Origin of the sequence: Streptomyces sp. NRRL F-5727, from assembly GCF_000719555.1 — a bacterium.
Classification (GTDB): Bacteria; Actinomycetota; Actinomycetes; order Streptomycetales; family Streptomycetaceae; genus Streptomyces.
This window is the reverse complement of sequence record NZ_JOGX01000004.1, coordinates 217,301-229,483: the sequence shown is the minus strand read 5'-3', so window position 1 is coordinate 229,483 and position 12,183 is coordinate 217,301. Positions and strand designations below refer to the sequence as shown.

The following is a 12,183-nucleotide window of genomic DNA, read 5'->3' as shown; positions in this document are numbered from 1 at the left end:
AGGAATGGCAGCACGGCGCGACACGACGGACATCCTGGACTCGGCCCTCCGCGTCCGCGAGGCCGCCAGGAGCGCCACGGCCGGGGAGGCGGGCGCCGACACGGTCCTGGCGGCCCTGGCGGACGTGGTGGAGCACGACCACGCCTCACTGAGCCGGTGGGACCCCCGACGGCGGCGCCACACCACGCTGGCGGGCAGCTACCCCGAGGACGCCACGGCCTACATCGAGACCCGCCTCCACCGGGACCCGGTGTTCACCGTGCTGCGCGGCCCGGCCCGGGGCGGGCTCTGGCTCGGGGACGTACCCGAGGAACTGCTGGCCGCCTCGCCGGGCTTCCAGGACGTCCTGGCCCCGCTCGGCATCGAGGACGGCGTGGCCCAGTGCCTCTTCGCCGCCGACGGCCGGTACGTCGGCATGCTCAACATCAGCGTCCGGGGCCGGCGCCGCACCCCCGACCCGGCCCGCGCCGTCGTCACCCTGCTCACCGAGTCCCTCGCCGCGGCGGTGGCCTCCTGCGAGGCCCCGCCCGACCAGGAGGCCGCGGCCGGACCCGCGCCGGGCCCGGAGCGGCCCGGCGGGCTCTCGCCGCGCGAGCTCGAAGTGCTGGCCGAGCTGACGGCCGGCCGCACCAACCGGCAGATCGCCGAGCGGCTGTACGTCACCCCGCGCACCGTGGGCACCCACGTCGAGCACATCCTCGCGAAGCTCGACGTCCCCAACCGGGCGGCGGCCGCCGCCCGGGCCGCCGCCTGGGGCATCGCCCTCCCGCTGACCGCCCCGGACACGGGCAGCGGATACTGACGGGAAGCGGCAAGGGGAGCAGGGGGGAGGGCGGCGGTGGAGTGGACGCCGGCGGCGGGCGTGCTCGCCGGTCTGCTGATCTCGGTGGTGACCGCGCCCGTGGGCGTCTCCGGCGCCGTCTTCCTGCTGCCGGTCCACCTCAGCGTCTTCGGCGTCCCCAACCCGGCGGTCACACCGACGAACCTGCTGTTCAACGTCGTGGCGGGCCCCGGCGCCCTGTGGCGCTACCGCCGCGACGGCGCGCTGCGCGGCCCGCTCGCCCGGCGCCTGGTCGCCGGGACGCTGCCCGGGGTGGTGGCCGGCGCGGTGATCCGCGTCCACGCCCTGCCGGGCCCGACGGTCTACCGCCTGCTCATCGCGGGGCTCCTCCTCCCGCTGGGCCTGTGGCTGTGCGCCCGCACCCTCCGCCCGGCGCGCCGCCCCGGCCCGGCGTCCCCCGCGGCCGAGCCGTCGCCCGGCGTGCTCACCGGCCTCGCCCTCGCCGTCGGCGTCGTCGGCGGCATCTACGGCATCGGCGGCGGCTCCCTCCTCGGCCCGGTCCTCGTCGCCCGCGGCCTGCCCGTCGCCCGGGTCGCGCCGGCGGCCCTCGCGACCACGTTCGTGACGTCCGTCGTCGGCGCGGCGACCTACGCCGTCCTGTCCCTCGCCGGCACGGGCGACATCGCGCCCGACTGGTGGCTCGGCCTGGCCTGCGGCCTCGGCGGTCTGATCGGCGGCTACGTCGGCGCCCGCCTCCAGCCCCGGCTGCCCGAGCGCGCCCTCCGCCTCCTCCTCGGGGCGCTCGCCACGACGATCGGGGCCCTGTACGCGGGCCAGGCCCTGACCTGACAGCCGACGGGTTCCGGTCGCCGGGGGATCGGATCAATCCACCGGGACGCCCAGCCGCTCCGCGACCGTGGTCAGCGCCTTCCCGAGGGGCAGGGCCACCCGGGCGGCGGCGAGCTTGTCACCGCGCGTGGGATCCCGGTTCACGATCACCACCGGCGTACCGGCCTCCGCCGCCTGCCGCACGAACCGCAGCCCCGACATCACCGTCAGCGACGACCCCAGCACCAGCACCGACGCCGCCTCCCGCACCAGCTCCCGGCAGCGCTCCACCCGCGCCGCCGGCACCGTCTCGCCGAAGAACACCACGTCCGGCTTGAGCACACCGCCGCACACCACGCACGGCACCACGTGAAAGCCCGCGACCTGCTCGTCCGTGAGATCGGCGTCACCGTCCGGGTTCATCGCGGCCGGCACCGGGTCGAAGCCGGGGTTGGCCTCCTCCAGCCGCCGCGCCAGCTCGCGCCGCGCACTGACGTCTCCGCAGCCGAGACAGACCACCCGGTCGAGGCTCCCGTGCAGGTCCACGACGCCGTCGCTGCCGGCGGCCTGGTGCAGCCCGTCGACGTTCTGGGTGATCACCCCGGTCAGCAGCCCCGCCCGGCCGAACGCCGCCACCGCCCGATGCCCGGCGTTGGGCCGCGCCCGCCCGAACGTCCGCCAGCCGAGGTGGCTGCGCGCCCAGTACCGCCGCCGCGCCGGAGCGCCGCCGGTGAAGTCCTGGTAGGTCATCGGCGTGTGCCGGCTGAGGCTCCCGCCCTCGCCCCGGTAGTCCGGAATCCCCGACTCGGTCGAGATCCCGGCCCCGCTGAGCACCACCACCCGCCCCGCCCGCACCACCGAGACGACCGGTTCCAGGTCCGTGGTGCCCGGCGGCAGGTCCTCGGTCGGTGTCCAGCTCAAAGTAGGCCGCATACGCATGCCGCCAGCGTACGAAAGGACACCCGGGAAGCGCGCCGACGAGGCCCGGACGGCGGGTGTGGGGGCCGGGCGCGGGGGTTCGGGCCGGTCGGGCGGGGACGGGGGGGGGATGGACGGTGCCGGTCCATTCACAACACACGTGCGTGGATCATGATGGTCGCGGTGTTGGACCTGGCCGGTCGCGGGACGCGAAGGTGGGTCCCGGCGCCCCGCACTGCCCGCGAGTTGCCCTCCGTACAAGAGAGATGAGGCAGTCCTCGTGAACGACGTCTTCGAGACGACGAGCGGAACCGTCCGGGGTTTCCGGGCCGCGGACGACGTCGTCGCCGTGCTCGGCGTCCCCTACGCGGCGCCGCCGTTCGGGTCGCACCGGTTCCGGGAGCCGGTCGCGGCCGCGCCGTGGAGCGGGGTCAGGGACGGTACGGAGTTCGGGCCGATCGCGCCGCAGTCGGCGGAGCTCCCGGGCGCGCCCGTCTGGTCGCCCGGCGACGAGGACGTCCTCACCGTCAACGTCTGGACCCCGGCCGCCGACATCGGCGGCGGCCGCCTGCCCGTGCTGGTCTGGTTCCACGGCGGCGCCTACACCTTCGGCTCCTCCGCCCAGCCCGACTTCGACGGTACGGCCCTGGCGCGCGCCGGACTGGTCGTGGTGACGCTCAACTACCGGCTCGGCTTCGAGGGGTTCGGCCATGTGCCGGACGCTCCCGGCAACCGGGGGCTGCTCGACCAGGTCGCGGCCCTGCGCTGGATACGGGAGAACATCGCCGGCTTCGGTGGCGACCCCGGCAACGTCACGATCGCCGGCCAGTCCTCCGGAGCCGCCTCGGTGGCCTGCCTGATGGTGATGGAGCGGGCCCGGGGCCTCTTCCACCGGGCCGTCGCCCACAGCCCGGCCAGCGTCTTCCACACGCCGGACATCGCCGAGACGACCACCCGCGAGATCGCGGCGGCCGCGGGCCGCCCCGCCACCGCCGCCGGCCTGGCGTCGGCGACGCCGCGGGAGCTGCTCGCCGCGGCGGACCAGGTGGTCGAGGCGTACCGGAACGACCCCGCGTCGGGCTCCCGCCACTACGACCCCTCCCTCTTCGCCCCGGTCCTCGACGGCGGGGACCTGCCCGCGGACCCCCTCGCGGCACTGGCCGCCGGAGCCGGCCGGGAGGTGGACCTGCTGGTCTGCCACACCACGGAGGAGTACTGGCTCCTCGACGCCGTCGGCAGCTGCGCGAGGATCTCCACCGAGACGCGACTCGCCCGCTTCGCCGCCGACTTCGGCCTCCCCGACGAGCTGATCCCCGGCTACCGCGCCGCACTGCCGCACGCCCCGGTCCGCGACGTCCACCTCGCCGTCTTCGGCGACCTGCTCTTCGGCGAGTTCGCCCACCGGCTCGCCGAGGCCCACGCGGCGGCGGGCGGCCGGACGTACCTGTCCCGCTTCGACCGCCGCCGCGGGGGAGCCGACGGCGCCGCCGTCCGGGCCTGGCACTGCGCGGACATTCCCTTCGCCTTCGGCAACCACGACGACCCCCGCCTGTCCTTCCTCATCGGCGGCACCCCCACCCCCGAGGACCGGTCGATGGCCCGCCGCATGGTCCGCGCCTGGGCCGACTTCGCCACGACCGGCGACCCGGGCTGGACACCGCTCGCAGCCGGCACGACCGAGCCCGTCCACACCTGGAGGCCGGAGGACCAGCCGCCGGGCCGGCTCCCCGCCCCTCCGCGCGCCGTGTGGGCGAAGGCCGACTTCCCCGTCCTGCGCCCCTGACCCGCCAGGACCGGGGCCGTCCGCCGCCCCGGAGCGGCGTTCTACGCGGCGGAGGCGAGGAGGCGGCGGAGGGCCAGGGCGGCGGGCGGGCCCCAGCTCGGTTTGCCGCCGGGGCGGCCCTGGCGGCCGGCCTCGCCGACGAGGAGGCCGCCGAGGGCGCGCCACAGCGCCCAGCCCCGGGCGCGGCGGAGGGTCGCCGGGTCCGCCGTCGGGCGGTAGGCGCGGTGGAAGCGGTCGGCGGCGCCGTCGGGGAGCAGGACCCAGGGGGCGGCCAGGTCGCAGGCCGGATCGCCCGCGCACACCTCCCCGAAGTCGATCACGCCGCAGAAAGTGCCGTCCTCGGTGAGGACGTTGGCCGGGTGCAGGTCGCCGTGGAGCCACACCGGGGGCCCCGGCCACGGGGGCGCCGCGACGGCATCGTCCCACAGCGCCCGGGCCGCGTCCGGATCGGGGATCAGGCCCATCCCGGTCGCCGCGGCCAGCCCTTCCAGGAAGGAATCGGACTGGGCGGAGAGCGGGCCGCCGCGTCCGCTGCCGACCGGCGCGCCCTCCGGCGCGGGCCGGTGCAGCGCCGTCAGGAAGGCCGCGAGGCGGTCGGCGGAGTCCTCCGCGCGCGTGGCGGGGGAGAGGTCGGCCGGGCTGCCCGGAACCCACGTGGTGACGAGCCACGGACGCGGGAACGACTCCGAGGGCTCACCGAGGCGTTGAGGGACCGGGGTGGGCAGCGGCAGGCCCGCCACCAGGCCCGGCACCCAGGCGTACTCCTTGCGCAGCAGCTCGTCCGCCGAATCCGTCGCCCACGGCAGCCGTACCGCCAAGTCCTCGCCCAGCCGCCACAGTTGGTTGTCCCATCCGCGCGCCCCCAGCCGCAGCGGAAGGCCCGCCAGATCGGGGTGCTGCTCCCGCAGCAGCTCCCGGATCAGCTCGGCGGTGATCTCGGTCCCGGAGTGGGTGCGCGTGTCCGTCATGCGCAGCAACCTACGGTGTCCGTCCCGGGCGCGGAGCCGGTCGGTAGAGTCGGGCGGATGACCGACGACGCCGACACCTGGAACCGCCTCGTCGCGCTGCTGCCGGAGGCCGAGGCGCGGGAGGCCGGGGAGTGCTGGGCCGTCGGCGAGCAGGAGGCGGCGCTCGGCCTGCTCGTCTCCGGGCTCGTCGACCATCGGGTGCCGATCGGCGAGACCGACAGGGCGCGGATCTCGGTGCTCGCGGAGGGGTGGGGCGAGCGGGAGCTCCTCACGCCGCGGATCCTGCGGTGCCGGGGGGACGGGGAGCCGTCCCCGGTACGGCTGTCGGAGCAGGCCGAGGGGCACGACGGCGGCACCGGCGACGTCCTCGTGCCGTGGATCGGCTGCGACCGCTGCGGACGGGTGCTGACGCGGAGGCACACCCGGGAGCCCTGGGGTGGCCTCTCCTTCCTGGCATGGAGCTACGTCATCACGTCCGGGGCGGGCGGCTCTGTCGTACGGGAGTTCCCCGGCGACGCCGTCGACGCCGCCTTCGCCGACCTGCTGGCCGTGTGCGCGCCGGAAGACGCGTTCGGTATGTGAGGTGGGGGGTGGGGGCGGACGCGCGCCCGCCCCCACCCCCGCCGCGTCAGTCCGACAGGGAGGCGAACGCGCCGGGCTCGTACGAGCCGCCCGGGTTGCGCACGATGACGTTCATCCGGGTCGCCGCGTTGATCAGGGAGACCAGACAGACCAGCGCGCCGACCTCGTCGTCGTCGAAATGGGCGCGGACGTCCGCCCAGGTCGCGTCGGAGACCCCGCCGTCGCCCAGGCGGGTGCCCTCCTCCGCGAGCGCGAGCGCGGCTCGCTCCGCCCCGGTGAAGACGGTGCTGTGCCGCCACGCGGCGACCAGGTGGAGCCGGCGCGCGGACTCTCCGGCGGCCGCGGCCTCCTTGGTGTGCACGTCCACGCAGAAGCCGCAGCCGTTGAGCTGGCCGACCCGCAGCTCGACCAGCTCCCGCAGGGGCTTCGGCAGCGTCGAGGCGTCCAGGGCCTGCGAGGTGGCGTAGAAGCGCTTGGCGACCTTCGCGGCGGTCGGGCTGTCGAACAGGTTGAAGCGGGGTTCCATGGCGTCGTCCTCACTGGTGGTCGTATCGGGTCGTCCGACGCGGTGCGGCGCGGGACGACCAGAAGACGCCGACCGCCCGGATCCTGTGACGGCGTGGCGGTGTGGCGTGACTCACGGGGGCCCGCTGTCACACGGCGGGGCCGGCCGGCGTCTCGTGCGCGGCACGCACGCGACACCGAGGGACGGGACCCGCCGATGAACGACCGCACCACCGCGACCGCACGCACCGAGGCCGGCCCGGCCACGGACGGACAGCAGACCCACGACCGCACCGACGCCGTCACCCGGACCTTCGTCCGCCACCGCAACCTCCTCTTCACCGTCGCCTACGAGCTCCTCGGCTCCGCCGCCGACGCGGAGGACGCCCTCCAGGAGACCTGGCTGCGCTGGGCCGGCGTCGACCCCGGCACCGTCCGGCAGCCGCGGGCGTACCTCGTGCGGATCGCCACCCGCCAGGCGCTGAGCCAGTTGCGCGCGCTCGGGCGGCGCAAGGAGTCGTACGTCGGCCCCTGGCTGCCGGAGCCGCTGCTGACCGCCCCGGACGTGGCCGAGGACGTCGAACTGGCCGAGAGCGTGTCGATGGCGATGATGCTGGTGATGGAGACGCTCGCGCCGACCGAGCGGGCCGTCTTCGTGCTGCGCGAGGTCTTCGACCTCGGCTACGACGAGATCGCCGAGGCCGTCGGCAAGAGCCCCGCCGCGGTCCGTCAGATCGCCCACCGCGCCCGCGCCCACGTCGCCGCCCGCCGGCCGCGCGGAGCCGCCTCGGAGGAGGAGACCCGGCGTACGGTCGAGGCGTTCCGCCGGGCGGTCGAGACGGGCGACCTCCAACGGCTCCTCGACACCCTCGCCCCCGACGTCGTCCTCCTCACCGACGGCGGCGGCGTGGTCCGGGCCGCGCTCGCCCCCGTCGTGGGAGCGGACCAGGTCGCCCGGGTGCTGGCGCGGCTCGCCGCCACGGCGTCCCTCCGCCCGGCGAAGATCAACGGCGCCCCGGCGCTCACCGTCCACCCCGCCGCGACGGCCGGCGACGCGCGGGCCGCCGACACCGTGGACACCGTCCTCGCCCTCCGCGTCGCCGACGGCCTGGTCACCGGCCTCTACGCCGTACGCAACCCGGAGAAGCTGCACCACCTCCACCGCGAGACGCCGCTGCGCCGCCACGCGGACGACGACCCGCTGACGTGAGGGCGCCTGCCCGGGGCACCGGGGCCTAGCGGCCGGCGGTCTCGTACAGCAGCCGCGCCGCCACCGACGCGCCGTCGTCCCGGACCGTCCCGCGCACGGCCCGGGCGCGTGACCGGACGTCGGGGCGGAGCGCCCGTGCCAGGGCGTCCGCCAGGGTGCCGGAGGTGGGGGTCGGGGCGTCGTGGGTCACGGCGATGCCCAGGGCGGTCGCCCGGCCGGCCCAGTACGGCTGGTCGCCGCCCTGGGGGACGATCACCTGGGGCACGCCGGCCCGGGCCGCCGTCGTCGTGGTGCCGGCGCTGCCGTGGTGGACCACCGCCGCCACCCGGCCGAACAGCGCCCGGTGGTCGACCTCGCCGACCGTCAGGCAGTCGTCGCCGGCGTCCGGCGCGTCGAGGCCGGCCCAGCCGCGCGCGACGATCACGCGGTGGCCCCGGTCCCGGACCGCCTCGACGGCCGCCCGGGCGATGCCGGGAGCCCGCGTACCGAGGGGCGTGCTGCCGAAGCCCACGTACACCGGCGGGGCGCCGGCCGCCAGGAAGGCCGCCACCTCGGCGGGCAGCCGGCCGTCGTCGGGGCGCAGCCACGCACCGGTCGTCACGACGCCGAGGCCGGTCGGCGGCCAGGGGCTGAGGACCGGGTCCGCCGCCAGCCAGGGGCGGGCGGTGAAGGCGTGGTCGCGGACGTCCGAGACCGGCGGCAGGCCGGCCGACGCCCGCAGCCCGTTCAGCGTCCCGCCGAACATGTCGTCCGCGAGGCGGGCGTCGAGGGCCCACAGCTCGTCGTTGTCCTTCACCTCCGGCGGCAGCGGCCGGCCGCGCCGCCCCGGCGGCGGCTGGTGCGGGGCGGGCAGGACGACCGGCGTGTGCGTGACGTACACGTAGTGGACGCCGAGGAGTTCGGCCACCGACCGGGCGCCCGTGGTGACCGGCAGCGGGCCCGTCGCCACCAGCACGTCGCACCCCTCGGCCGCCTCTGCGACCGCGCCGAACTGCGCGGCCATCAGATCCGCCGCCCGCTGTGCCAGCCCCTCCGCGGAGCCCGGCTTCACCGTCGTCACCAGCGGCCGCACCGGCGCCCCCACGGGCACCGACGTCACCCCGGCCGCGGCCAGCAGCTCCGTGAACTCCTCGTCGGGCGGCGCGCAGACCCGTACCTCCGCGCCGCGCTCGCGCAGCCGCACCGCGAGTCCCGCCATCGGCTCCACGCTCCCGCGCGCCCCGTACGTGGACAACACCACCCGCATGCCGCACCCTCCCCCTTCTCCGCCCGCTGCCGCCGGTACCCGACCGACCTGACCTGCACCTCTATACGGGTGTGCGATTGTCGGTCGCGCGTGATAGTCACTACACCCACGGGGTGGGACGATCATCAGCCACCTCGTGTGAACACAACAAGGGGTGGGGACATGGCGTTGCTCCGTGACGTGGGCATCACGCTGGGACGATGGACGGGCCGGCCCGTCGCGCGCGTCGACGAGGACGCGGGCGACCCGGACGTGCCGCGGGTCCGCGCGGCCGCCGAGGCCGCGGACTGGGCGACCGTACGGGACGTCCTCGACGCGCGGCCCGAGAGCGAGGACCGCACCGGCCTCCTGTGGGCCGTCGGGGACGTCGCCGGGGTGGAGCGGTGGATCGCCGACGTGATGGCGGCCGAACCCGACGCCGCGCTGCCGCGCCTCGTCGCGGCCGTCCGGCACATCAGCTGGGGCTGGGAGGCCCGGACCTCCGCCCGCGCCAGGGACGTCTCCCGCGAGCAGTTCCAGATCTTCCACGAGCGGCTGGCCACGGCCGAGACCTGGCTGTACGAGGTCGCCGAGCAGGAGCCCGGCTGGACCTCGCCCTGGTACGGCCTCCAGGTCACCGGGCGCGGACTCCAGGTCGGGCCCGACATCGCGCGGCGGCGCTTCGAGGCGACCGTGCGGCGCGACCCGCACCACCTGGGCGCGCACCAGCAGCAGTTGCAGCAGGTCTGCGAGAAGTGGAGCGGCTCCCACGAGGAGATGCACGCCTTCGCCCGCGCGTCGGCGTTCGGCGCGCCCGGCGGGACGCTCCTCGGCCAGCTCGTCGCCGTCGCGCACCTGGAGCACTGGCTCGCCCTCGACTCCGGCCCCGACGCCCGGTACATCGGCCGGCCCGAGGTGATCGCCTCCCTCCGCGAGGCGGCCGACCACTCCATCCGCCACCCGGACTTCGTCCGCGGGCGCGGCTGGCTCCAGGTCCACAACACCTTCGCCATGGCGTTCTCGCTCGCCGGCGACGTCGCCTCGGCGCGGGAGTGCTTCCGGGCCACGGAGGGACGCGTCACCGAGTTCCCCTGGTACTACCTCAACGGCTCCGACCCGGCGAAGGCGTACAAGGAGTACCGCTCCTACGCCGGACGCTGAGCCGCGGCAGGGCCGACCGACCCTCCCCGGGACGCCCCGGGGGCAGGTCGCTGCCCTCGGCCCTCACGGCCCCAGGACGGCGGGCCCCGGTCCGGGACCGGCCCAGGACGGCAGTCCCCGCGGCCCCGGTCCGGCCGACCGCCGTGGCCGTCCCCGGACCGCCGCGGTGGTACGCCCCGGGCCCGAACCCGCTCGGACCGCCGCCCCCACCCGTACCCGCCCCTTCACACCACCCTTCGTCCCTCGTCCCACCCCTCGTCCCGCCCCATCGCACCCCGCCCGCGCCCCACACCGCGCGGGCGCGCACCGAAGGACCGCGCCAGGTGTCCCACTCCGAGACCTCCCCGCACACCCCGAGCTCCCCGACCGGCGAGACCGCCCACACCTTCCAGGTGGACCTGCGCGGCCTCGTCGACCTGCTCTCCCACCACCTCTACTCCAGCCCCCGCGTCTACCTGCGCGAACTGCTGCAGAACGCCGTCGACGCCATCACCGCCCGCCAGGCCCTCACCCCCGGCGCGCCCGGCACGATCACCGTGCGCACCGGCGAGACGCTCACCGTCACCGACACCGGCGTCGGCCTCACCGAGGCCGACGTGCACCGCTTCCTCGCCACCATCGGGCGCAGCTCCAAGCGGACCGCCGAGGGCGCCCTGGACGGTGCCGGGATCGCCGCCGAACGCGGCGACTTCATCGGCCAGTTCGGCATCGGCCTGCTCGCCTGCTTCGTCGTCGCCGACGAGATCACCGTGCTGAGCCGGTCCGCCGCCGACCCGGCCGCGCCCACCGTCGAATGGCGCGGCCACTCCGACGGCCGCTACACCATCCGCACCCTGCCCTCCGCGACCCTCCCCGAGCCCGGCACCACGGTGAAGCTCGTCCCCCGCGCCGACAACGCCGAATGGACCAGCCCCCACCAGGTCGTCACCCTCGCCCGGCACTACGGCGGACTCCTCCGCCACGAGGTCACCGTCGTCGACCCGCGCGGCGAGACCCACCGCGTCAACGAGGCGCCGCCGTGGGAGAGGACCCACCGCTCCCCGCTCGCCAAGCGCGAGGCGTACACCGCGTACTGCCGCGACCTCTTCGACTTCACCCCGCTCGACACCATCGAGCTGGACCTGCCGGCCGCCGGACTGCGCGGCGTCGCCTACGTCCTGCCCACCGCCGTGAGCCCGGCCCAGCGCGCCGGCCACCGCGTCCACCTCAAGGGCATGCTGCTCACCGACCAGGCGCCCGAACTGCTCCCCGAATGGGCGTTCTTCGTCCGCTGCGTCGTCGACACCACCAGCCTGCGGCCGACCGCCTCCCGCGAGTCGCTGTACGAGGACGGCACGCTCTCCGCCGTACGGGACGCCCTCGGCGACCGGATCCGCGACTGGCTCACCGGGCTCGCCGCCAGCGACCCCGCCCTCCTCCACCGCTTCATCGACACCCACCACCTCGCCGTCAAGGCGCTCGCCCGCTACGACGACGAGCTGCTGCGCATCGTGCTGCCCTGGCTGCCGTTCGAGACCACCGACGGCAACGTCACCCTGGAGGAGTTCGCGCGGACCCACCCCACGCTCCTGGTCACCCGCAGCGTCGAGGAGTTCCGCCAGGTCGCGCCGATCGCCTCCGCCGCCGGACTCGGCGTCGTCAACGGCGGCTACACCTACGACCGCGACCTCGTCCACCGGCTGCCCGAGATCCGGCCCGGCACCACCGTCACCGACCTCGACCCGGCCACCGTCACCGCCCACCTCGACGCCGTCGACCCGAGCGCCGAACTCCGCGCCGCCGCCTTCCTCGCCGTGGCCCGCGAGACCATCGGCGTCCACGACTGCGACGTCGTCCTGCGCGACTTCCAGCCCGTCACCGCCCCCGCGCTGCTCCTCGACAACCGCGACGCCCGCCACGAACGCACCCGGTCGAGCCTCGCCGCCGACAGCGACGGCCTGTGGGCCGACATCCTCGGCTCCCTCCGGAACGAGACCCCGCGCGCCCAGCTCGTCCTCAACCACCTCAACCCGCTGGTCCGCCAGGCCCTCACCATCGGCGAACGCGGCCTCGCCGTCACCACCGCCGAAGCCCTCTACGGCCAGGCGCTGCTGCTCAGCCGCCGCCCGCTGCGCGCCAGCGAGAGCGCCCTGCTCAACCGGGCCTTCATCGGCCTGCTCACCCACGCCATGCACCACCCGGGCGACGCCGCCCCCGGCTCCGAGCCCCGGAAGGAACTGTAGA

11 protein-coding genes are annotated in these 12,183 nt (G+C 76.1%); 7 read left to right on the top strand and 4 right to left on the bottom strand.

The genetic code is table 11. The features are described from left to right. The first annotated feature begins 4 nt into the window (after positions 1–4). Together IF73_RS0104795 and IF73_RS0104790 are read left to right on the top strand one after the other, a co-directional pair. Positions 5–802, top strand: a complete 798-nt coding sequence (locus tag IF73_RS0104795) for a helix-turn-helix transcriptional regulator (RefSeq protein WP_051716524.1) — start codon at positions 5–7, stop codon at positions 800–802. Positions 803–838: 36 nt separating this feature from the next. After that, on the top strand, positions 839–1,630 hold the full coding sequence (locus IF73_RS0104790) for a sulfite exporter TauE/SafE family protein (RefSeq protein WP_031003734.1): 792 nt from the start codon (positions 839–841) through the stop codon (positions 1,628–1,630). Positions 1,631–1,663: 33 nt separating this feature from the next. On the opposite strand, the gene IF73_RS0104785 is transcribed toward IF73_RS0104790, so the two are convergent. Then, positions 1,664–2,548: an NAD-dependent protein deacetylase gene (locus tag IF73_RS0104785; RefSeq protein WP_031003732.1), complete on the bottom strand. Its 885-nt coding sequence runs from the start codon at positions 2,546–2,548 to the stop codon at positions 1,664–1,666. Between the two features lie 259 nt (positions 2,549–2,807). Between IF73_RS0104785 and IF73_RS0104780 the strand changes: the two genes are divergently transcribed. Further along, positions 2,808–4,310 (top strand): carboxylesterase/lipase family protein, encoded by a 1,503-nt coding sequence (locus IF73_RS0104780; protein ID WP_031003729.1) that lies wholly within the window; start codon positions 2,808–2,810, stop codon positions 4,308–4,310. A gap of 41 nt (positions 4,311–4,351) precedes the next feature. Here the strand turns inward: IF73_RS0104780 and IF73_RS0104775 are convergent, their stop codons facing one another. Further along, positions 4,352–5,278, bottom strand: coding sequence for an aminoglycoside phosphotransferase family protein (locus IF73_RS0104775; protein WP_031003727.1), 927 nt, complete (start codon positions 5,276–5,278; stop codon positions 4,352–4,354). 57 nt (positions 5,279–5,335) lie between these two features. On the opposite strand from IF73_RS0104775, the gene IF73_RS0104770 reads away from it, so the two are divergent. Further along, positions 5,336–5,860, top strand: coding sequence for a hypothetical protein (locus tag IF73_RS0104770; RefSeq protein WP_031003725.1), 525 nt, complete (start codon positions 5,336–5,338; stop codon positions 5,858–5,860). Between the two features lie 46 nt (positions 5,861–5,906). Here IF73_RS0104770 and IF73_RS0104765 read toward each other — a convergent pair whose 3' ends face one another. Then, a complete protein-coding gene (locus tag IF73_RS0104765) occupies positions 5,907–6,386 on the bottom strand; it encodes a carboxymuconolactone decarboxylase family protein (RefSeq protein ID WP_031003723.1) in 480 nt (159 codons plus the stop codon). A gap of 195 nt (positions 6,387–6,581) precedes the next feature. On the opposite strand from IF73_RS0104765, the gene IF73_RS0104760 reads away from it, so the two are divergent. Then, positions 6,582–7,574, top strand: coding sequence for an RNA polymerase sigma-70 factor (locus IF73_RS0104760; RefSeq protein WP_031003721.1), 993 nt, complete (start codon positions 6,582–6,584; stop codon positions 7,572–7,574). Positions 7,575–7,599: 25 nt separating this feature from the next. Here the strand turns inward: IF73_RS0104760 and IF73_RS0104755 are convergent, their stop codons facing one another. Then, the gene (locus IF73_RS0104755; protein WP_031003719.1) at positions 7,600–8,820 is read right to left on the bottom strand and encodes a glycosyltransferase; all 1,221 of its coding nucleotides are present in this window, start codon (positions 8,818–8,820) and stop codon (positions 7,600–7,602) included. A 162-nt stretch (positions 8,821–8,982) separates the two neighbouring features. Between IF73_RS0104755 and IF73_RS0104750 the strand changes: the two genes are divergently transcribed. Continuing rightward, the gene (locus tag IF73_RS0104750) at positions 8,983–9,960 is read left to right on the top strand and encodes a hypothetical protein (protein ID WP_031003717.1); all 978 of its coding nucleotides are present in this window, start codon (positions 8,983–8,985) and stop codon (positions 9,958–9,960) included. A gap of 323 nt (positions 9,961–10,283) precedes the next feature. Beyond that, the gene (locus IF73_RS0104745; RefSeq protein ID WP_078867937.1) at positions 10,284–12,182 is read left to right on the top strand and encodes an HSP90 family protein; all 1,899 of its coding nucleotides are present in this window, start codon (positions 10,284–10,286) and stop codon (positions 12,180–12,182) included. The last annotated feature ends 1 nt before the right edge of the window (position 12,183 follow it).